We start from the raw sequence: 21,888 nt of genomic DNA on the forward strand, positions 1-21,888 counted from the left end.
GTCAATGTCCTCCCGCCTGACCGGACGCCTTCACCGGCGAGAAGAAGAACGTGATCGGAATGAAAAGGAACGAGAAGATCGCGCACGCGGCGAACACGTCGAGGTACGCGAGAATCGTCGCCTGCGAGACGAGCGTTTTGTACATCTGGCCGGTCGCCGCGCCCATCGCCTGCGACATGGTCTGGCCCGTGTCCATCAGCGTTCGCGCGATGCGCTGCACCGTGTCGTTGTACGGCTGATTCAGCGGCGTCAGATGCTCGACCATATGCGCCATGTTCGCTTGCGTGCGCTCGCGGATCATCGCGGTTGCGAGCGAAATGCCGATGGAGCCCGCCACGTTCCGGAACATGGTGAAGAGCGCGGACGCGTCGTTGTTCATCGACTTCGGCAGCGAGAGATACGCGAGCGTCGTCACCGGCACGAACAGAAAGCCGATGGCCGCGGACTGCGCGCTGCGCATCATCGTGAGCGTGCGATAGTCGACGTTCGGCACGAGGTGATGCGAATAGATCAACGCGCAGCCCATCAGAAAGAAGCCGAACGCGACGAGATAGCGCGTCTGCACCCATAGCATCAGCTTGCTGACCACCGGAATGAGAAACACGATGAGCAGCGCGCCCGGCGACAGCACGAGGCCCGCGAGCGTCGCGGTGTAGCCGAGTTGCTGCTGCGCGAGTTGCGGAATGAGCACCGCGCTGCCGTAGAGCACCGAAGCGAAGCCGACAATCGAGAGCGAGCCGAGCGCAAAGTTGCGGTCCTTCATCACGCGCAGATCGACCACGGGTTTTTTCGCGTACACGAGCCAGAACGCCGCGCCGACGATGCCGATCGCCGCGAGCACCGCGAAGGTCACGATGAAGTTGGATGCGAACCAGTCGTCGTCCTCGCCGCGATCCAGAAACACTTGCAGGCAACCGAGCCCGAGCGCGATCAGGCCGATGCCGACCACATCGATGCCCACGTCCTTATGGCTCTGCCGCTTTTCCCACGGCGGATCTTCGACGAACTGCATCACCGCGATGGTCGTCAGCACGCCGACCGGCACGTTCAGCAGGAACACCCAGCGCCACGTGAAGTTGTCGGTGATCCAGCCGCCGAGCGTCGGGCCGAGCACGGGCGCCACGACGATCGCCACCGCCGAGATCGAAAACGCGCGGCCGCGCTGCTCCGGCGGAAACGTGTCGAGAATGATCGACTGCTGGCTCGGCTGCAAACCGCCGCCGAAGAAGCCTTGCAAAATGCGAAAGACGATCAGTTGTCCGAGATTCGTCGCGATGCCGCAGAGAAACGAGCACACCGTGAACGCCGCGATGCAGATCAGGAAGTAGCGCTTTCGCCCGAGAATCTTCGAGAAATACGCGGACAGCGGCAGCACGATGCCGTTCGCGACGAGATAGGACGTGAGCGTCCACGTCGCCTCGTCGTAGCTCGCGGACATGGTGCCGGAGATGTGCGGCAGCGCCACGTTCACGATGGTCGTGTCGAGCACTTCCATGAAGGCCGCGAGCGTCACGACCACGGCGATGAGCCACGGATTCGCGCTCGGCTTCCAGCCGCTGTGGTCCTGTTCGGTGGGTTCGCTCATGGCTCAGTGGCGCAGCATGACGGTGGGCACCACGGAAAGCCCGAGCGGCAACGACGTATCCGGCTTCATGCCGCTATCGATGACGATCTTCACTGGCACGCGCTGCACGATCTTCACGAAGTTGCCGGTCGCGTTTTCGGCGGGGAACGCCGAGAAGCGCGAGCCGCTGCCGAGCTGAATGCTGTCGACATGGCCGTGCAGCGAGAGGCCGGGATACGCGTCGACGTCGATATCCACTTTGTCGCCCGGATGCATGCGCGAAAGCTGCGACTCCTTGAAGTTCGCCGTCACCCACATGCGCGTCGTGACGAGCGTGAGAATCGACGTGCCCGCCTGCAAGAACGTGCCGAACTGCACGTTGCGTTTGGTGATCCACCCATCGGAGGGCGCGCGCAGTTCGGTGTACGAGAGATTTAACTGCGCAGTTTCAACCTGCGCCTGCGCCTGCCGCACTTGCTGGCGCCGCTCTTCGACTGTCGCGACGACCTGCGCGATCTGCTGCGGCACGAGGCTCGCGGTGCGCACCTGCGCCCGCGCCTCGGCGACGTTCGCCTGCGCGCTTTTCTGTTGCGCGGTGGCGGCGTCGATGTTCTGTTGCGAGGTCGCGCGAACGTCGACGGACTGCTGGCGTTGGTAGGCCGCGCTTGCCTGCGCGAGATTGGCGCGCGCGCTCGCTTCCTGCGCCTGCGCCTGCGCGAGTTGCGCGGGATATTGAACCCGCGCGACCTGAAGCTGCACTTCGGCCGCATGCAACTGCGCCTGCGCGAGACCGAGTTGCGCGTTCGCCTGATCGAGCTGCGCCTGATAGTCGCGCGGATCGATGCGAATCAGCAGATCGCCCTTATGAACGAAGCGGTTGTCGTCGATGTTCATCGCGACAACATAGCCCGATACCTTCGGCGCGATGGTGACGGCGTCGCCATCGGTATAGGCGTCGTCGGTGGTTTCCTGATTGCGCGTCATGAACCACCAGACGAGCGCGCCTATCGCGAGCACCACCACGATGATGCCGAGAATGATCAACGGCTTCTTGCCGGGCCCTTTGCGCTCTTCCTTGCCGTTGCCGTTCGTCTTGTCGCCGTTCTTGGCTTTATCGTCATTGCCGGCCTGGTCGTTCTTCTCCGATGACTCGCGCTTGCCGTCGTCCTTCGCGGCGCCGGGGCGTGCATCGTCCTGGGTTTCGTCTCGATCTGACATCAGCGTTCGCTTTGCGGTTGGAGTCCGGAGTTCGACTCGGGGTGAAATCCCGGTGCGGCCGGGTGGACCTCGTGCGGATACTGCGTGACGAGCGTGACCGGTATGCGACTGCCGGTCAGGGCATTCGAGCGGACGATTTGAGCAAGACGCATTCCCAAATGACTCGGAACCGGTCGAACCGAACGCCCGTGCGGACTGGCACGAAACCGCGCGTCTTCGGGGCGCTAATTGCCCGGCGCGGTTTTCAAAATCGCTGGCAAAAGCTGCACGGCGCAGTCGTGCCAGCGATTGCTTCAGAGCGCCTGGCGCAGCTTCGCGGCGAGTTGCACGATGCCCATCGAGATCTGCTTCTCGCGCTTCGCGTCGAGCCGTCCGACGGGCACGCTCGTCGATACCGCGACGCGCTTGCCCGCCGGCGTCACGCCGACATACGCCGCGAAGCACGCGAGTCCTTCGGCCACTTCCTCGCGTTCGACCGCGAGCCCGCTCGTGCGTATCGCGGCCAGTTCGCGCAAGAGCGCCGCGCGGCGCGTGATAGTGCGCGGCGTGACCGCTTCGAGGCGCTCGGGCAGCCGCTCGATGACCGCTTCGTCGGCCAGTCCCGCGAGCAGCGCCTTGCCGAGCGCGCAGCAGTGCGCAGGCAGCCGCGAGCCGAGATCGGACACGAGTCGCACCGGCCGGTGCGCGTCCTCGCGCGCGACATACACCACCTGCACGCCATCCAGCACGGCGAGCTGCACGACTTCGTTGTGCGTGTTGATGAACGCGCCCGCGCCCTCGCGAAACGCCGCCTGCAGCGCATCGTGCCGCACGTAGGCATTGCCGAGCTCGAACAGCCCGACGCCGATCACATAGCCGTCGTCGCGCTTCTCGATCCACTGCATGCGCGCGAGCGTTTCCAGCATCAGATAAAGCGTGCTGCGCGACAGGCCGGTGCGCTCCGCGAGCGCGGCGGCGCGCACGGGCTTGGCGGCGTCGGCGAGCGCTTCGAGAATATCGTTCGCGCGGCGCAGCGCCGGAACGTCGTAGGTCTTTTCCATGTGAGTCGTCGCATCGGGGATGTTCGCATCGTCCAGTATGTTGGACAAACATGCAACCCAATGGACAGTGACGGGGCGGCAAGCTACGATCATTTTCCCTTTTCCGATGCCCGGTGACCCTGCCATGCCGCCCGTTTCCGTCTCCTCCTGCCTGCCCGAAGACCTCGCCGACGCCGTGCTGATCGGCCGCGTATGGCGTCCCGCGCCGGTCGATGGTCCCGCTGTCGTCGCGGTGCGAAACGGCGAAGTGTTCGACATCACGCGCGCCGCCCCGACCACCGCCGATCTTTTCGACCGCCCCGACGCGCTCGATATCGCGAAGAACGCGCAGGGCGAACGCCTCGGCACCGCGCAGGAACTGCTGCAAGCGACGCTCGACGCCGCGCCCGGCGGCTTGCGCCTGCTCGCCCCGTGCGACGTGCAGGCCGTGAAAGCGTGCGGCGTGACGTTCGCGGTCAGCCTGCTCGAGCGCGTGATCGAAGAGCAGGCCGGCGGCGACGCCAGCAAGGCGCAGGAAGTGCGCGACACCATCAACAAGCTGATCGGCGCGGATCTTTCGAAGATCAAGCCGGGCTCGGAGAGCGCGCAGAAGCTGAAGGAAGAACTCGAGCGGCGCGGCGCGTGGTCGCAATACATGGAAGTCGGCATCGGGCCGGACGCGGAAGTGTTCTCGAAGTCGCAGCCGATGTCGTCGGTCGGTTTCGGCGCGGACGTCGGCCTCTATCCGACCTCGCAGTGGAACAACCCGGAGCCGGAAATCGTGCTGGCGGTGAACGGGCGCGGCGAGATCGTCGGCGCGACGCTCGGCAACGACGTGAATCTGCGCGATATCGAGGGCCGCAGCGCGCTGTTGCTCGGCAAGGCGAAGGACAACAACGCGTCGTGCGCGATCGGCCCGTTCGTGCGGCTTTTCGACGGCCGCTTCACGCTGAATACGGTGCGCGGCACGAGCGTGTCGCTGCGCATCGAAGGCGCGGACGACGGCTTCGTGCTCGAAGGCGTGAGCCACATGACCGAGATCAGCCGCGATCCCGCCGATCTCGTCGCGCAGACGCACGGCGCGCATCATCAATATCCGGACGGCTTCATGCTGTTTCTCGGCACGATGTTCTCGCCGATCAAGGACCGCGACACGCAAGGCGGCGGCTTCACGCATCATCTGGGCGATGTCGTCACCATCTCGACGCCGGAACTCGGCGCGCTCGTCAATACCGTGCGCCTTTCGACGGAAATCGAGCCGTGGACCTTCGGCGTGCGCGCGCTGTATCGCAGCCTGGCGGCGCGCGGCTTGCTCGCCGCAAACGCTTAAGCGCGCGGGGCGCGCGTCTTTTCGCGCGTCACCACCTGCACCGGCGTCTCCATGAACGGCGACAAGTCGCGCTGACGGCGCCGTTCGACGAGCGCCTTCACCGCGACATCCACGCCGAACACGGCCTGCCGCGCGCCGAACTGCTCGACGGTCGCGAGCATGCTGCCGTTGTCGAGGAGCGGCTGCACCGCGCTGATGTTGTTGTAGCCGGTCACGAGCACGCGGCCCTTCTTGCCCGCGATGCGAATGGCGTCGATCGCGCCCATCGCGATGTTGTCGTTCGCGCAGAGCAAACCGCGCAGCGCCGGATGCGCATACAGCATTTGCAGCGCGATGGACTTGCCGCTCGGCGCGGTCCAGTCGCCGGTGTCGACGGCGCTCACGCGCAGCTGCGCGGCGCTCATCGCTTCCTTGTAGCCGATGGTGCGCTGCTGCGCGTTGCGGTCGTTCGGCGGCCCTTCGATGATGCCGACTTCATCGCCCGCCTTCAGCTTCGACGCGAGATACGCGCCGACGAGCCGCGCGCCGCGCCGGCTATCCGGCCCGACGAACGGAATGGTGACGTTCGCGGCTTCCTGCGCGTCGTCGTCAAACGGATTGTCGATGGCGATCACGATGACGCCCGCCGCGACCGCTTTCGCGGCCACCGGCACGAGCGCTTTGGAATCGGTCGGCGCGATCACGATGGCGTCCACTTTCCCGGCGACGAGCGATTCGATAATCCGCCTCTGCCCGGTCACGTCGTTGTCCGTCAGCGTGCCGTAGGTCGTGAGGTCGAGTTGCGACGCGTAGTGCCGCTGATAATTCTTCGCGCCGTCGATCATCGACTGAACGAAGGGATCTCCGAGGGACTTCATCACGAGCGCGACGCTCGCCTTGCCGCCGGGCTGCGCGGCGGTCGGGCGCACTGACGCGAGCCCGCTCGCGGCGAGGGCGCACGTGGTGAGCAGACGGCGGCGGGCAAGGCTGATCATGAAGGCGGGTCGGGAATCGACGGTCGCCTCATTGTAGACAAACGGCAGCGACCACGACTCACGCTTGCGGACGCTCTTCCCACGCCAGCGCGATGAACGCGGCGCATAACGCTTCCATGCCGCGCGCGTCTTCTTCGTCGAAGCGGCCGGGCACGGGGCTGTCGACGTCCCACACGCCGATCAGCGTGCCGTCGCTCCCGACGAGCGGCACGACGATTTCCGAGCGCGACGCCGAATCACACGCGATATGGCCGGGAAACGCGTCGACATCGGGGACGACCTGCGTTTTGCGTTCGCGCGCCGCCGTGCCGCACACGCCGCGTCCGAGCGCGATGCGCACGCACGCGGGCTTGCCCTGGAACGGCCCGACGACGAGTTCGTCGCCATCGAACAGATAGAAGCCGGCCCAGTTGATATCCGGCAGCGAGTGATAGACGAGCGACGAGAAGTTCGCCGCGTTCGCGATGAAGTCGGCTTCGTCGCCGATCAGGGAACGCGCCTGTTGCAGCAGGTCGTCGTACTGCGTGGACTTGCTGGCGTGGGAGGGCGTGGAAGGCGTGAACATGGCGGCGGCTCGAAGTGCGATCGAGGTGTAGCTTAGCGTCTATGCGCCGATCGCTGCACGCCGAATGCCAAACCGCCTTCGGGATTTCCCTGCTTTACACCCTGTCGGCCCCGGTATTAAATAAATCAACTTGATTTAATTAATCGTCACACAGATGACGGTTGCCAGGATAACCGGAGACAGCCAGTGAAATTGCCGAGCGGCAGAGGAAGCAATTCCGCGTCCGTGCGCCGATACAACGAGCGCTTGCTGTTGCAGGCGCTGCGCCGCACCGAACCGGCGTCGAAGGCGGATCTCGCGCGTCACGCGAACCTGACGAGCACGGCGGTCGGCAGCATCGTCGAGTCGCTGGAACGCGCCGGCTTGATCGAATACAGCGGACGGCGGCTCGAAGGTCAGCGCGGCCAGCCCGCGTCGCTCATCCGGCTCGATCCGCGCGGCGCGTTCGGCATCGGCGTGCGGCTCGACCGCACGAGCATCGAGACGGTGCTCGTCAATTTCGCGGGCGACGTGCTCGCCCGAAGCGCGCTGGATCGCGTGCTGCCGCATCCGTTGGCGGTGCTCGAGATCGTTCAGCGCGATATCGAAGGCATGCTCGCCCTCTTGAGCGTGGCGGAGCGCGAGCGTCTGACCGGAATCGGCGTCGCGCAGCCGTACAACCTCGGCAGCTGGCTGCGCGAACTGGGCGTGAGCGCCGATACGACGAGCGCCGACATCTTCCGCGCGTGGGACCAGACCGACTTTCCCGCCGCGTTGTCCCGCGCGCTCGCCCTGCCCGTCTTCGGCGAAAACGACGGCAACGCCGCCGCGACCGCCGAGCTGTTCTACGGCCACGGCCGCCATTGCGACGACTTCGTGTATCTCTTTCTCGGCTCGGCCATCGGCGGCGGCGTCGCCATCGACGGCGACTGTCTGCGCGGCGCGACCGGCAACGCGGGCGACATCGGCGTGATGCCGGTGCGGCCGAGCCGCCTGCCGTCCGCACCGCAGCCGCCCGGTCAGTGGGACATCCTGCTCTCGCGCGCATCGCTCAATGCGCTCGTGCGGCATCTGCACTTCTCCGGCGCGCCGGCGGCGAGCCGCATGGACGTGCAAGCGTGCATCGAGCGGCGTCTGCCCGCGGTCGAAGAATGGATCGACGACTGCATCGAAGCGCTGGCTCCCGCGTTGCGCGCGATGCTCTGCGTGCTCGACGTGCCGATGGTCGTGATCGATTCCGATATCGACGGCGGCCTGCTCGACCGCCTGATCGACCGTCTCGCCGCGACGATGGCCGCGAACGCGCCCGAAGCGCGCGGCACGCCGGAAATCGTGCGCGGCAACTTCGGCCCGGACGCGGGCGCAATCGGCGCGGCCACGCTGCCGATGTTCTTCAACTTCTCGCCACGCGTGGGGCTGCATCGCGGCGCGGGTGTCAAATCGCAGGAGGTGAACCATGCCGCATGACTCTGCCCTTTCGCCGGAGGCACGCACGCCGCTGCTCGAAATGCGCGGCATCAGCAAGACGTTTCCCGGCGTGCGCGCGTTGAACGACGTGCGCCTGTCCGTGTATCCCGGCGAAGTGCATTCGCTGATGGGCGAAAACGGCGCGGGCAAATCCACGCTGATGAAGATTCTCTCGGGCGCGTATCAAGCGGACCCCGGCGGGCAGATTCTGATCGACGGCAAGCCGGTCGTCATCGACGGGCCGCTCGCCGCGCGCTCACTCGGCGTCGCCGTGATCTATCAGGAACTGAGTCTTGCGCCGAATCTCTCGGTGGCCGAGAACATCTACGCCGGGCGCGAGCTGCGTCGCGGTAAAGGCGCGTGGTCGCTCGTCGACCGGCCCGGCATGGAGCGCGGCTGCGAAGATGTGTTGAAGCGCTTGGGCGCGGCGTTCAAGCCGCATACGCTCGTCGGCGACTTGTCGATCGCGGAACGGCAACTGGTCGAAATCGCGCGAGCCGTGCACGCGCACGCCCGCATCCTCGTGATGGACGAGCCGACCACGCCGCTCTCGTCGCGCGAAACCGACCGCCTGTTCGAGCTCGTGCGTCAACTGCGCGAGGAAGGCATCGCGATCATCTATATCAGTCACCGGATGGCGGAGATTTACGAGTTGTCGGACCGCGTCTCGGTGCTGCGCGACGGCAGCTACGTCGGCACGCTGATGCGCGACGAACTGTCCGCCGAAAGCCTCGTGCGCATGATGGTCGGCCGCGACATTTCCGGCTTCTACAAGAAAGAGCACGCGCCTTACGATCCCGGCCACGTCGTGCTGTCCGTGCGCGACATGGCCGACGACAACCGCGTGCGCGGATGCAGCCTCGATCTGCACGCGGGCGAAGTGCTGGGCATTGCGGGACTGGTCGGCGCGGGCCGCACCGAGCTTGCGCGCCTTATCTTCGGCGCGGAGGAACGCACGCGCGGCGAAGTGTCGATGCACGGCAAGCCGCTCGCGTTGCGCACGCCGCGCGACGCGATCGACGCGGGCCTCGTCTATCTCACCGAAGACCGAAAGGGCCAGGGTCTTTTCCTCGACATGAGCGTGCGCGACAACATCAACATCGCGGTGGCCGGGCGCGACGCGAAAGCCGGCGTGATGGACATCGCGCGCGGAAACACGCGGGCGCGCGACGCCATCGCGGCGCTGTCCATTCGCGTGCCGAATGCGCGCGTGAATGCGGGCGCGCTGTCGGGCGGCAATCAGCAGAAGGTGCTGCTGTCGCGGCTGCTCGAAACGAAGCCCGAAGTGCTGATCCTCGACGAACCGACGCGCGGCGTCGACATCGGCGCGAAGTCGGAGATTTACCGGATCATCAACGACCTGGCGCGATCGGGCGTCGGCGTGATCGTGATATCGAGCGAACTGCCGGAAGTGATCGGCGTGGCGGATCGCGTGCTGGTGATGCGCGAAGGCGTGATCGCGGGCGAACTCGGCGGCCATTCGGGCACGCCGATCTCGCAGGAAGGAATCATTGAACTGGCGACGGGCTCGCGGGCCGCGCTCGGTCAGGCGGCTTGACGTTATCGGGAGACAGACATGGCTAACACGACGAAACACCACGACACCGGCGCGGCACCCGTTGCAAGCGCCGAAAGCGCGACGCAGCGGCAGCGCCGCATCGAGCATCGCGAGCGCATGCAAGTGCTGATGCGCACGGCGGGCATGTTGCCCGTGCTGATTCTGCTGTGCATCGGCTTCGGCGTGGTCACCGACGGCTTCTTCAGCTTGCAGAACATCTCGATCGTCACGCAGCAGGCGTCGATCAACATCGTGCTTGCGGCGGGCATGACCTTCGTGATTCTGACGGGCGGCATCGACCTGTCGGTCGGCTCGGTGCTGTCGGCGGCGGCGGTCACGGCGCTGCTCGCGTCGAATCTGCAAGGCATGGGCTGGCTCGGCGTGCCCGCCGCGCTCGGCGTCGGGCTCGGCTTCGGCGTCATCAACGGCGCGTTAATCGCGCTGCTCAAGCTGCCGCCTTTCATCGTGACGCTCGGCTCGTTGACCGCCGTGCGCGGCATCGCGCGGTTGATCGGTCACGACACGACCATCTTCAATCCGCAACTGTCGTTCGCGTTCATCGGCAACGATTCGATTCTCGGCGTGCCCTGGCTCGTCGTGATCGCGCTCGCGGTCGTGATCGTCTCGTGGTTTATCCTGCGCCGCACGGTGCTCGGCCTGCGCATCTATTCGGTCGGCGGCAATCCGGAGGCGGCGCGGCTTTCGGGCATCAAGGTGTGGGGCATCCAGATGTTCGTCTACGCGATGTCGGGCCTGCTCGCCGGACTCGGCGCCGTGATGTCCGCCGCGCGGCTTTATGCGGCGAACGGCCTGCAACTCGGCCAGTCATATGAACTCGACGCCATCGCCGCGGTCATTCTCGGCGGCACCAGCTTCGTGGGCGGCGTCGGCTCGATCGTCGGCACGCTGGTCGGTGCGCTCATCATCGCGGTGTTGTCCAACGGCCTCGTGCTGCTCGGCGTGTCGGACATCTGGCAGTACATCATCAAGGGCCTCGTCATTATCGGCGCGGTGGCGCTCGACCGTTATCGCCAGCGAGGATCGGCGCGTACGTGATGAACTCTTGTCGGGTCGCGCCGCTCAGAATCGCCTAGAGTCGCAACAATCAACATCAACATCAACCAAACAACCGGAGACAACCCTATGCGCAAGCACAACAAGCTGTTCGCGAGCATGGCCCTCGCGCTCGGATGCACGATGACGTTCGCCGCGCACGCCGCGGATAAGCAGCTCAAAGCCATCGGCATCACGGTGGGCTCGCTCGGCAACCCGTACTTCGTGACCATCTCGAAGGGCGCGGAAGCCAAGGCGAAGGCCATCAATCCGAACGTGAAGGTCACGGCCGTCTCGTCCGATTACGACATGAACAAGCAGTTCACGCAGATCGACAACTTCATCTCGGCGCACGTCGACATGATCCTGTTGAACGCCGTCGATCCGAAGGCCATCGAGCCGGCGGTGAAGAAGGCGAAGGCGGCGGGCATCGTCGTGGTCGCGGTGGACGTCGCGGCGGCGGGTGCGGACGCGACCGTGCAGACCAACAACGTGCAGGCCGGCCAGATTGCGTGCGACTTCCTCGCGAAGAAGCTCAACGGCAAGGGCAACGTCGTGATCGAGAACGGGCCGCAAGTGTCGGCGGTGATCGACCGCGTGAACGGCTGCAAGGCCGTGCTCGCGAAGAACCCGGGCATCAAGGTGCTCTCCGACGATCAGGATGCGAAAGGCTCGCGCGAAGGCGGCATGAACGCGATGCAGGGCTATCTCACGCGCTTCCCGAAGCTCGACGGCCTGTTCGCGATCAACGATCCGCAAGCTATCGGCAGCGACCTCGCGGCGAAGCAGCTGCATCGCTCGAATCTGGTGATTACGTCGGTGGATGGCGCGCCGGATATCGAAAACGCGCTCAAGACCGATACGCTGATTCAGGCGTCCGCGAGCCAGGACCCGTGGTCGATGGCGCAGCAGGCGGTGAGCGTCGGCTATGACCTGATGAACGGCAAGAAGCCGAGCAGCACGATGATTCTGATGCCGTCGACGCTCGTCACGCGCGAGAACGTCGCCAATTACAAGGGCTGGTCGTCGCCGCATTGAGGTCATGTTCGCCGCTCGCTGCAATCAGCGAGCGGCGCGTCGTACATTGTCTCTCCGGGCATGCGGCGCCGCCCGCATCCAACTTCGGCCGCCATTCGAACGGCGCGCCGCCTGCTCACCAATCCCAGTCTGCTTTTGAACCTGTCGATGCCGCCGGGCGCAGCTTGCGCGGCGACGCTCCGCACGGACGCGCACGCACGCCGCGGACACGGCGTATCCTGTGGCTTCGACGCGGCCGTGCTTCGGTGAACGGTGACGCGCGTCCTCAATCGATCAAGCAGCGCAGACAGGAGAAACTGAATGGCCAGGGTTGAAGTCAAGGTTCCGCAGCTTTCCGAATCCGTCACCGAAGCGACGATGCTGCCGTGGAAAAAGAAAGCGGGCGACCCCGTGACGCAGGACGAGATTCTCGTCGAGCTGGAAACCGACAAGGTCGTGCTCGAAGTGCCCGCGCCCGCATCGGGCGTGCTGGCGGAAGTGCTCAAGCAGCAAGGCGATATCGTCCACGCCGACGAACTGCTCGCCGCCATCGACACCGAGGCGAAAGCCGCCGCGCCGTCAGCGGCCGCGCCCGCGCCCGCGCCGGCACCCGCGCCTGCGCCTGCCACAGCATCTGAAAAGCCCGCCGCTGCTCCGGCGCAACAGGCGAGCCCGACAGACTCTGCGGATAACAAAGCCGACTTCGACGTGATCGTGATCGGCGCTGGCCCCGGCGGATACATCGCCGCGATCCGCGCCGCGCAACTCGGCATGTCGGTCGCGTGCGTCGAGGAATGGATCAACCCGGCCGGCAAGCCCAAGCTCGGCGGCACGTGCCTGAACGTCGGCTGCATTCCGTCGAAGGCGCTGCTCGCGTCGTCCGAAGCGTTCGAGAACGCGAAGCTGCATTTCGGAGATCACGGCATCTCGATGGACAACCTGAACGTCGACATCAAGAAGATGGTCGGACGCAAGGAAGCCATCGTCGAGAAGATCACGGGCGGTGTCGAATTCCTGTTTCGCAAGAACAAGATCACGTGGCTCAAAGGTCACGGCAAGCTCGCGGGCAAGGCGGGCGGCGCGTTTCGCATTGAAGTGGGCGGCGGCGGCCAGGACGGGACGCATACCGCGAAGCATGTGATCATCGCGACGGGTTCGAAAGCGCGGCATCTGCCGAACGTGCCCGTGGACAACCGCATCGTGTCCGACAACGAAGGCGCGCTCGCCTTCGACTCCGCGCCGAAGAAGCTCGCCGTGATCGGCGCGGGCGTGATCGGCCTGGAACTCGGTTCGGTGTGGCGCAGGCTCGGCGCGGAAGTGACGATTCTCGAAGCGCTGCCCGAATTCCTCGCCTCGACCGACACGGCGATCCAGAAAGAAGCCGCCAAGCTCTTCAAGAAGCAAGGACTAACCATTCACCTCGGCGTGAAGATCGAAAACGTGAAGTCGTCGGATGCGGGCGTTTCCGTCTCCTATACCGACAAAGACGGCGCCGCGCAGACGCTCGACGCGGACCGCCTGATCGTGTCCATCGGCCGCGTGCCGAACACCGACAACCTCGGGCTCGATTCCATCGGCCTCGCGACGGACCAGCGCGGCTTCATTCCCGTCGACGGCCATTGTGCGACGACGGTCCCGAACGTCTACGCCATCGGCGATGTCGTGCGCGGCCCGATGCTCGCGCACAAGGCCGAGGACGAAGGCGTGCTGGTAGCCGAGATCATCGACGGACAGAAGCCGCATATCGACTACAACTGCATTCCGTGGGTGATCTACACGCACCCGGAAATCGCGTGGGTCGGGCAGACCGAACAGGCGCTCAAGGCGGAAGGCCGCGAGTACCGCACCGGCCAGTTCCCGATGATGGCGAACGGCCGCGCGCTCGGCATCGGCGAGACGGACGGCTTCATCAAGATGATCGCCGATGCGAAGACCGACGAGATTCTCGGCGTGCACATCGTCTCGGCGAACGCGTCGGATCTGATCGCCGAAGCGGTCGTGGCGATGGAGTTCAAGGCGGCGTCGGAGGATATCGGCATCATTTCGCATCCGCATCCATCGCTCTCGGAAGTGATGCGCGAGGCGGCGCTCGCGGTGAACAAGCGCGCGCTCAATATCTGACTGAGCGGCGAAGCTGCGTTCGCGTTGCACGTTCGCTGAACGGTGGCGCGAACCGCCATACAATCATCGCGCGGCGGCCGTGTCGATCACGGCGCGCCGTGCATCGTCCGATGTTCCATGAAAATCAAACTGGAGAGGATATGAACGTAACGCTTGCCAAGAAGCTTGCCGTCTCGATGATCGTGGCCGCCTTCGGCGTGTCCGTCGCGGCCGTGTCGTATGCGCAGGACAACAGCAGCACGACCGATGCCGCGCCTTCGACCAAAGCCCAGCGCAAGGCCGCGCGCAAGGAAGCGCGCGCGAAGAAGAACGCCGAGCTGAAGAAGCTCGAAAGCGCGGGATACAACCCGGCGCAGCGCGACGACGCGTCGTATCCGCAGGACATTCAGAAGGCGCAGAAGAAGGCCGGCATCGGCCAGTGATGTCGTAGCGGGACGTGCGCCGCGTTGGACGCGGCGTGCTCAGTTGTTTCATTGCATCTTTTGTCTTCGCTCCGTTTGGGGCGCTCGCCGCAGCAATGCATGCCGAGCAAAACGCTGCTCCTCTTTTGGACTATGCAGATTGCTTAGAGGTCCACATTAAACATCAACGCCGTAGCGTTGCGGGCGTTCAGATGCCATCGCTCGCCTTCGTGCCGATAGTCGAAGCGTTGATGAATAAGCCGCTCGGACCATTGAACCGATGCCGCGCCGGCTCGACCAGGATTGCGTGCTGCCTCCCCAACGAGATGCGTTGGCCGGTCGCGCGTAGCCGTGTTTCTCAATGCGGGCGAAGACTCGAATGCCCTCACCTTCTCGCTGGAAGTGCTCGATGTGCTGACGTCGAAGAGTCGTGCACACGCACGTCGTCGCCGGCGCGGGCACGAGCGGCTGCGTCCGCGCGAGCGTCGTGGGCGCGATGCAACGCGGCATCATTCCGTTGGTGCTGTCGGATTGCGTCCGCGATCGTGCGCTCGCTGCTCACGCATGCGCGCTAAGAGCGTGCAGGCTCAGTCGCTTGCCGCCTGCGTCGGCTGCGCGACGCAGGTGAACGTCACCGTCGAGGTCTGCTCTTCGAGGGATCGCACGCCGCTCGTCGATTCTGATCTGACGAGGACGCGCTGTGAGCGCTGCTTGCAATAGTCGTCGGCGGCGTCCATCGCCCGGTTACGCGCCGTGACCCATGACATGCGCGTGCCGGTGGCCTTGCCCGTGACGGTGAAGACGTTGGGCTGCGGGCCGGCGGTGACGGCGGTGGTCGTACCGCAGGCCGCGAGCGCCATGCACAAGCCCGCGCTGAGCGCCGCTGCAACGCGCCCGGCGAATGATTGGTGGGATGAATGAGGCATACGCGTCGTGTCGTGATCTCGATGAGGCACGCATGGTAACGCCGTACGCCGAATCCTTCACGGATCAGACGATTGAAACGATCACGCGGCACAGCAGCCGCCCTTCGTCATCGCTCAAGACTCGCTGATGCGATCCAGCAGCCGTTGCAGCCGCGCGTGCTGGCACGGCGCGAGACCCGGCGTCGACAGCGCCTGATCGACGCGCGAGCGCCAGTAAGTCTTAGAAAAGAGCGAGTTCGCGCCATCCAGATTCAGCACCTGTTCGAGATGCGCGATAGCCGCGTCGAGATGATTCACGTTATAGGGACGTGTGCCCTGGCGGATGTCTTCCATTGGCGAGATGCGGCCGCGCGTCGTGGAACGCCCGGCGTTCGAGGGGGACAAACGAGGCGCACGCGAAGCGCCTGCTTCACGCCGCCGTGAACGATGAACGAGGAATGCGTGATCGCGCGAAGGCGATCAATGCATGTGCTGGCCGCCGTTGATCGCGATGTTCGCGCCAGTCACGAAGCCCGCATCGTCCGAACACAGGAAAGCGACGAGCGCCGCCACTTCCTCGGGCTTGCCGAGACGGCCCGCCGGAATCTGCGGCAGAATTTTGGACTCCAGAATGTCCTGCGGAATGGCTGTCACCATCTTGGTGGCGAGATAGCCCGGCGAGATGGTGTTGACGGTCACGCCCTTCTTGGCCACTTCCAGCGCGAGCGACTTCGTGAAGCCGTGCATGCCCGCTTTCGCCGCCGCGTAGTTGGTCTGCCCGATCTGCCCTTTCGAGCCATTCACCGACGAGATATTGATGATGCGGCCCCAGCCGCGCGTGACCATCTCCTCGCAGACGGGCTTCGTCATGTTGAACACGGAATCGAGGTTCGTGCGCAGAACGGCGTCCCAGTTCACCTTCGTCATCTTCTTGAAGGTGGTGTCCTGCGTGATGCCCGCGTTGTTCACGAGAATGCTGATGGGCCCGACTTCGCGCTGAATTTTCGCGATGCAGTGCTGGCTTGCGTCGTAGTCGGAGACGTCGACGGGATACGCGCGAAACTTGCGACCCTGCCGATCCATGCTGGCGAGCCAGTCGGAGACGATCGTGTTGCCCGGTGAATGCGTGACGACGACGGCATAGCCCGCGTCGTTCAGCTTGATGCTGATAGCTTCACCGAGGCCGCCCATGCCGCCCGTTACCACTGCAATACGCTTAGTCATGCTAATAGTCCTCTCAGGTTCTATGGTGCTCGAATGCCTCCCGGGGGCGCGCTTGTAGTGTAGGTGTGGTGCGCGGAGCCGGGATGTGTTGCCCGTCGATGCCCGTCGATACCAACTCTGCGGGCGATGTACGTTACAGCCGCTCGACCGCCAGCGCGACGCCCATGCCGCCGCCGATGCACAGCGACGCCAGGCCCTTCTTCGCATCGCGCTTCTGCATTTCATGCAGCAGCGTGACCAGAATGCGGCAGCCCGATGCGCCGATCGGATGCCCGATCGCGATCGCCCCGCCGTTCACGTTGATCTTTTCCTGATCCCAGCCCATCTGCTTGTGCACCGCGAGCGCCTGCGCGGCGAACGCTTCATTGATCTCCATCAGGTCGAGATCGTCGATGCTCCAGCCCGCGCGTTCCAGACAGCGCTTCGATGCCGGCACCGGACCCATGCCCATGATCTTCGGATCGACGCCCGCGCTCGCGTACGCCTTGATGCGCGCGAGCGGCGTGAGACCCAGCGCTTCGGCCTTCTTCGCCGACATCACGACCACCGCCGCCGCGCCGTCATTGATGCCCGATGCGTTGGCCGCCGTCACCGTGCCTTCTTTCGAGAACGCGGGCTTCAGTCCCGCGAGCGATTCGGCCGTGACGCCGTGGCGCACGAATTCATCGGTGGCGAACTGGATGGGCTCGCCTTTGCGCTGCGGAATGGACACCGGCACGATTTCGTCGTTGAAGCGGCCGCTCTTCTGAGCAGCTTCCGCCTTGTTCTGCGAAAGCGCCGCGAACGCGTCCTGCGCTTCGCGCGTGATCCCGTATTCCTTCGCGACGTTCTCGGCCGTCGTGCCCATGTGGTAGTTGTTATAGACGTCCCATAGGCCATCGACGATCATCGAGTCGATCAGCTTCGCATCGCCCATCCGGAAGCCGTCGCGCGAGCCGGGCAGCACGTGCGGCGCGGCGCTCATGTTCTCCTGGCCGCCCGCGACGATGATCTCGGAATCGCCCGCGATGATCGCGTTGGCCGCGAGCATCACTGCCTTGAGTCCCGAGCCGCAAACTTTGTTGATCGTCATGCCGGGGACCATCTCCGGCAAGCCGGCCTTGATAACCGACTGGCGCGCGGGGTTCTGCCCCGAGCCCGCGGTCAGCACCTGACCCAGAATGACTTCGCTGATTTGCTCGGGCTTTAGACCCGCGCGTTCGAGCACCGCGCGAATCACCGTCGCGCCCAGTTCCGGCGCTGCGATCTTCGCAAGCGAGCCGCCGAATTTGCCGACCGCGGTGCGCGCGGCCGATACGATCACTACGTCATTCATCTTCAATCCTCGTTGAACAGCAGAACTCGTGAATCACGGTTTTCATGCGCTTCGTTCGCGCAATCAATCACGCGTTTTCGATGCAAACGACGGTGCCCATTTACATGGGCTTTTAATTAGACTCTCAGGTCGACAACGGCCTTCTCCCGATTGCGTCGATGCGCGGAAAATACGCAAACGCAAGTCCGCCGCATACAATGTTGCACGCGATAATCTCGTCCGGTCGGGGAAGTAAGTCAGGGCGTGCGCTTGTGCGCCGCACCAATCAGAAGTCATTCTAAACGCAAAAGATCGACAAAAGTTTTCATATTCCTAGGTGATAACCCTAGTTACGGTAAGATATTCCGCACCAAAGATGCGCGTAGTTTGCTCGAATGTCGAACGCCCGTGCAATAAATCTGCTGTTTAGCAGGGGAAATTGTGCGCTAGTCTGATGAAGCTTTGTGAAAGCTTTGGTCGCCCTCGCGGGCTGAAGCTCAGTCGGCAGGCGCGTACAGCGCCAGCCGTTCCTTCAGGCATCGGACCACTTCAATGCCACCTTTCATTATCTGCTTAGTATTAGCGCATTTTGTCCAAGTCAAACAGCCAACATGTAACGTCGTTATGACGTGTCGATGTATCGCGGCGATTTGCCGCTACTGGCTTAAATCGCCAATACCAGTTTGATACCTTTGGCTCGCGAACAACACGCCATCATTCTCGTATTGGTTACTCGTTCTTCTTTAGTCAATACGACGTCGCGATGATCGACTTCACCGTCGAGCACGCGAATCTCGCACGAACCGCATAGTCCTTCTTCGCAATCGCTTTGAATATCGATATTCGCGCGCCTAAGCGTGGCGAGAAGCGTCTGATCGGGCGGAACGGTCAACGTCAGACCCGAATCCCGCAGTTCGACTTCGAATGCGTGCTCACTGGACGGGTCCAGCGCGCCCAGCGTGGATTCGAAATGTTCGATCTTCAACGCGCCTTCGGGCCACCGGGCGCTTGCGGTCGAAAGCGCGTCCATCATGCGCGCCGGGCCGCAAGCATAGACTTGCGTGCCCGCCTCGATGCGAAGCGCCGTGAAGTCGTTGCGCGCGCCCTCCTCCGACATGTACACGCGCAGCCGTTCGCCATGCAGCGCGCGCAGGTCGTCGAGAAAAGCCATCGACGCGCGGCTGCGGCCGCTGTAGTGAATCTCATAGTCGATGCCGTGCTCGCGCGCGTGACGCGCCATCGCGCTGATCGGCGTGATGCCGATGCCGCCGGCAATCAGCACGAGCCTGCGCGCAGCAGGATCGAGCCGGAAGTGATTGCGCGGCCCGCGAATGCGCCAGTGCGCGCCCGGCTTCACGTTGTCGTGTACCCATGCCGAGCCGCCGCGGCTCGCGGTCTCGCGCAACACGGCGATCTCGTAGGCGGCCGGATCGGCCGGATCGCCGCAGAGCGAATACTGCCGTGAGAGGCCGCTGTCGCCGCAGATGACGTCGATATGCGAGCCCGGCGTCCAGCGCGGCAGCGCGCGGCCGTCGGCGCCTACGAGACGCACGCGCGCGATGCGATCCGCGCACATCGACACCGACTCGACGATCACCGCGCGGCTCACCGCATGCGACGACGGCTCGCCGATGCGCACCGTCGCGCGCGGCTCGCGCACCGACGGATTCGTGCGCTCGGGGTTCAGCGCGGGGTCCCATTCGACGTAGAGATGCTCGGGCCCGCGAAACGACGTGTTCGGCACGTACGTGAAGCGCTGCTCGGCGAGGCGCATGTGCGGCAGGCGGCGCGTCAGTTCGTCGAGAAAAATCTGCATCTCCATGCGCGCGAGATTCTTGCCCATGCACTGATGTGCGCCGTAGCCGAACGTCAGCTGATCGCTGGCATTTTCTCGGCGGATGTCGAAGAGATCGGCGTCCGCGAATTGATGCGAGTCATGGTTGGCGGATGACGTCACGATCAACAGCTTCGCGCCCGCCGGAATGTCGATGCCGCCGATTTTCACGTCGCGCGTCGCGAGCCGCCGCCACGCCGCGACCGATCCGTTGTGCCGCAGGCATTCTTCGACCGCGTTCGGAATCAGGCTCGGGTCTTCGCAGATGTCGCGCCACGCCTGGCCGTGTTGCAGCAGCAGCTTGATCGCGTTGGCGGCCGCGTTGGCCGTGGTCTCGTGCGCCGCGACGATGCCGGCCATCATCATCGAATGCAGGTACGAGTCCGTAACCACGTCGGGCAGTGTCTGCTGCTTGCGAATGCCGTACTGCATCCAGCCGGGGCCGGACGGGTCCTCGCGCATCTTGTCGAGCACCTTGCCCGCGTACTGCCAGAACTTGCCGACCGCGTGCGCGACCGCGACCTGCTCCTCCGGCTTCGGGCGGCCCCACGTATTCACCGTATGCGCGATGGAGTATTCGCGCAGCGTGTCCATGTCCTCCTCGGGCACACCGAGAAAGTGCAGCGCGACGGTCAGCGGCACTTCCCACAGCATCTGATCGACGAGATCGGCGCGGCCATCGTCGATGAAACGATCGACATATTCGCGCGTGAGTGCGCGCACCATCGGCTCGTGATGCGCGAGCGCCTCGGGCGTGAACGGGTCCATCAGCGCGCGACGGCGCGGCATGTGCGCAGGTTCGTCCTCGTTGACGAGCGTGCGGTTGAGCGCGAAACCGTACGACGCGAGCACCGCGTTCGCTTCCGGCCCGGTCGGCGTGATCTTTTCCAGCGCGATCGACGGGCTGAACGTGAGGTTGTCGCGAAAGATCGCCTTGATGTCGTCGTAGCGCGTGACGACCCAGTAACCGAGCTTCGGGCTGTAGAACACCGGCTCCTCTTCGCGCGCCCAGCGCACGTACTCGGGCGGGTCTTGCTGATAGCCGTCGCTGAACGGATCGAAATCCGCGGCGCGCGCGCTCACCGGGCAGCCGTTCGGCGCGGTCGAATGGAAAGGGCATTGCGTCGCGGGTGTCGTCCCGGTTGTCGCGGTGTTTGCGTCGGTCATCGGGTTCGTCTCCTCATTTATATATGTATGTGTCAGACCGGCTTTCCTTCGCTCGATGCCCAGTTGCGCATCAGCGTGTTGCTCGGCAACGTCTCGTCGATCATCTTCCGCGCCGTTTCGCGACCGGCGACAGGCAAGCCGGTCGGATCGAGCACGCCGATCTGCACCAGCACCGACGCCTGATCCCAGTAGATGTGTTCGTTATAGAGCTTGTCGCCGCGAAAGCGGACCACCGCGAGCATCGGCACTTCGAAATAGCGGCCCGTGGGCGCGAGGCCCGGCAGCAGCCAGTCGATCTCGCGGTCATGCGTCGCGCAAAACACGAATTCGTCGACGATCCGGTCCGCGCCGATCGTGCGCGAGACCGGGATCAGCTTTGTGTCGGCCGGATTCGAATGGACGAAGTGGTATCGGTAGAAGCGTTTGAGCTCGTCGTATCCGACGCCGCCCGTCATCGTCGGCACATGATTGACGTACGGCTCGGCGACCATGGTCGGCATGACGGCGTCGACGTCGCGCGTCGCGAATTCGAAGTAGCAGTGCTGTTCCCACAGGCGGTCGAGGTCGTAGACCGGACCGAGCACCTCGCGCAGCAAGCCGAGCGTGCGCGAGTACGCCATCAGCGCGGCAGGTTTGTCGTACGGCGAGTCGGCGGATGCGGCGGGCACGGCGAAACCGGACGCGCAGCCGCTATATATATAGCGCTGTATCTGTGGCTTGCCGGCGAAGGCGTCGCTGGCTTGCGTTCCCGTGAAATGGAAGACCATCGGGCAGCGGATGGTGCGCAGGTCGTCGAGGCAGGCGGCGAGGTCGTCGGGATAGTAAGCGACCGCGCAGTCGATGTCCGCGTTCGCCGCGGCCTGCACCGCTAGCCGTCCGCCTGCGCCGAAGCCGACCGCGCCCACTTTGCCAGCATGTTCCGGCAGCGCGCGCAGGGCTTCGATGATTGCCGCCAGGTTTTCCATCGACACGCCGCCCCGCAGCTCGCGCCCCGCCAAGTCGGGCGCCAGCACGACATAGCCCTCTTCGGCGAAACGGTCGGCGGTCGATTGCGCGAAGTCGTCGAGGCCTGCGGCATCGTGCAACAGCAGCAGTCCCGGTCCCGAGCCTTGCGCCGGGCGCGTCACGTACGCGCGAATCGGGCCGCCTTCGCGGGCGGCGATGTCGATGAAAGTCCCAGCCATGTCAGGCGTCTCCG

Annotated in this window: 18 protein-coding genes and 2 pseudogenes; 9 read left to right on the top strand and 11 right to left on the bottom strand. The window is 64.6% G+C overall.

Annotated elements, in window-relative coordinates:
• Position 1 precedes the first annotated feature (1 nt).
• The 3 genes from JYK05_RS25825 to JYK05_RS25835 form a co-directional block, all read right to left on the bottom strand.
• Positions 2–1,585, bottom strand: a complete 1,584-nt coding sequence (locus JYK05_RS25825) for a DHA2 family efflux MFS transporter permease subunit (protein WP_175945797.1) — start codon at positions 1,583–1,585, stop codon at positions 2–4.
• A gap of 3 nt (positions 1,586–1,588) precedes the next feature.
• On the bottom strand, positions 1,589–2,782 hold the full coding sequence (locus JYK05_RS25830; RefSeq protein ID WP_206470680.1) for an HlyD family secretion protein: 1,194 nt from the start codon (positions 2,780–2,782) through the stop codon (positions 1,589–1,591).
• Positions 2,783–3,075: 293 nt separating this feature from the next.
• Positions 3,076–3,822 carry an IclR family transcriptional regulator gene (locus JYK05_RS25835; protein ID WP_175945795.1) on the bottom strand — a complete coding sequence of 249 codons (747 nt, stop codon included), beginning with the start codon at positions 3,820–3,822 and terminating at the stop codon, positions 3,076–3,078.
• A gap of 124 nt (positions 3,823–3,946) precedes the next feature.
• On the opposite strand from JYK05_RS25835, the gene JYK05_RS25840 reads away from it, so the two are divergent.
• Entirely contained in the window at positions 3,947–5,131 is a 1,185-nt protein-coding gene (locus tag JYK05_RS25840) for a fumarylacetoacetate hydrolase family protein (protein WP_175945794.1), read from the top strand.
• On the opposite strand, the gene JYK05_RS25845 is transcribed toward JYK05_RS25840, so the two are convergent.
• Both JYK05_RS25845 and JYK05_RS25850 read right to left on the bottom strand, forming a co-directional pair.
• Positions 5,128–6,105 carry a substrate-binding domain-containing protein gene (locus JYK05_RS25845; RefSeq protein WP_206470681.1) on the bottom strand — a complete coding sequence of 326 codons (978 nt, stop codon included), beginning with the start codon at positions 6,103–6,105 and terminating at the stop codon, positions 5,128–5,130. The two genes, JYK05_RS25840 and JYK05_RS25845, sit on opposite strands and share 4 nt — an antisense overlap.
• A 58-nt stretch (positions 6,106–6,163) precedes the next feature.
• The gene (locus JYK05_RS25850; RefSeq protein WP_206470682.1) at positions 6,164–6,670 is read right to left on the bottom strand and encodes a GAF domain-containing protein; all 507 of its coding nucleotides are present in this window, start codon (positions 6,668–6,670) and stop codon (positions 6,164–6,166) included.
• Positions 6,671–6,856: 186 nt separating this feature from the next.
• Between JYK05_RS25850 and JYK05_RS25855 the strand changes: the two genes are divergently transcribed.
• The 8 genes and pseudogenes from JYK05_RS25855 to JYK05_RS26510 form a co-directional block, all read left to right on the top strand.
• Positions 6,857–8,116: an ROK family transcriptional regulator gene (locus JYK05_RS25855; protein WP_206470683.1), complete on the top strand. Its 1,260-nt coding sequence runs from the start codon at positions 6,857–6,859 to the stop codon at positions 8,114–8,116.
• Positions 8,106–9,674 (top strand): sugar ABC transporter ATP-binding protein, encoded by a 1,569-nt coding sequence (locus JYK05_RS25860; protein ID WP_206470684.1) that lies wholly within the window; start codon positions 8,106–8,108, stop codon positions 9,672–9,674. Before JYK05_RS25855 ends, JYK05_RS25860 begins: the two co-directional genes overlap by 11 nt.
• Positions 9,675–9,692: 18 nt before the next feature.
• Positions 9,693–10,730, top strand: a complete 1,038-nt coding sequence (locus JYK05_RS25865; RefSeq protein ID WP_206470685.1) for a ribose ABC transporter permease — start codon at positions 9,693–9,695, stop codon at positions 10,728–10,730.
• Positions 10,731–10,817: 87 nt separating this feature from the next.
• Positions 10,818–11,765 (top strand): ABC transporter substrate-binding protein, encoded by a 948-nt coding sequence (locus JYK05_RS25870; RefSeq protein WP_371826483.1) that lies wholly within the window; start codon positions 10,818–10,820, stop codon positions 11,763–11,765.
• Positions 11,766–12,065: 300 nt separating this feature from the next.
• Positions 12,066–12,284 (top strand): annotated as a pseudogene (locus JYK05_RS26785) (biotin/lipoyl-containing protein); the annotation flags it as partial.
• A gap of 168 nt (positions 12,285–12,452) precedes the next feature.
• On the top strand, positions 12,453–13,865 hold the full coding sequence (lpdA, locus tag JYK05_RS25875) for a dihydrolipoyl dehydrogenase (protein WP_241270153.1): 1,413 nt from the start codon (positions 12,453–12,455) through the stop codon (positions 13,863–13,865).
• A 140-nt stretch (positions 13,866–14,005) separates the two neighbouring features.
• Positions 14,006–14,287, top strand: coding sequence for a DUF4148 domain-containing protein (locus tag JYK05_RS25880; protein WP_175945780.1), 282 nt, complete (start codon positions 14,006–14,008; stop codon positions 14,285–14,287).
• 400 nt (positions 14,288–14,687) lie between these two features.
• Positions 14,688–14,840: pseudogene (locus JYK05_RS26510) on the top strand (isochorismatase family protein); the annotation flags it as partial.
• A gap of 13 nt (positions 14,841–14,853) precedes the next feature.
• Here the strand turns inward: JYK05_RS26510 and JYK05_RS25890 are convergent.
• The 6 genes from JYK05_RS25890 to JYK05_RS25915 form a co-directional block, all read right to left on the bottom strand.
• Positions 14,854–15,192 (bottom strand): hypothetical protein, encoded by a 339-nt coding sequence (locus JYK05_RS25890; protein ID WP_175945778.1) that lies wholly within the window; start codon positions 15,190–15,192, stop codon positions 14,854–14,856.
• Between the two features lie 114 nt (positions 15,193–15,306).
• The gene (locus tag JYK05_RS25895; RefSeq protein ID WP_175945777.1) at positions 15,307–15,525 is read right to left on the bottom strand and encodes a hypothetical protein; all 219 of its coding nucleotides are present in this window, start codon (positions 15,523–15,525) and stop codon (positions 15,307–15,309) included.
• Between the two features lie 126 nt (positions 15,526–15,651).
• Complete coding sequence (gene phbB, locus JYK05_RS25900) at positions 15,652–16,395, bottom strand: acetoacetyl-CoA reductase (protein WP_206470688.1); 744 nt, start codon at positions 16,393–16,395, stop codon at positions 15,652–15,654.
• A gap of 133 nt (positions 16,396–16,528) precedes the next feature.
• A complete protein-coding gene (locus JYK05_RS25905; protein ID WP_206470689.1) occupies positions 16,529–17,710 on the bottom strand; it encodes an acetyl-CoA C-acetyltransferase in 1,182 nt (393 codons plus the stop codon).
• Between the two features lie 643 nt (positions 17,711–18,353).
• On the bottom strand, positions 18,354–20,690 hold the full coding sequence (locus JYK05_RS25910) for a cytochrome P450/oxidoreductase (RefSeq protein ID WP_206470690.1): 2,337 nt from the start codon (positions 20,688–20,690) through the stop codon (positions 18,354–18,356).
• A 32-nt stretch (positions 20,691–20,722) separates the two neighbouring features.
• Entirely contained in the window at positions 20,723–21,874 is a 1,152-nt protein-coding gene (locus tag JYK05_RS25915; RefSeq protein ID WP_206470691.1) for a dienelactone hydrolase family protein, read from the bottom strand.
• Positions 21,875–21,888: the final 14 nt, after the last annotated feature.

The organism is Caballeronia sp. M1242 (assembly GCF_017220215.1).
Classification (GTDB): domain Bacteria; phylum Pseudomonadota; class Gammaproteobacteria; order Burkholderiales; family Burkholderiaceae; genus Caballeronia.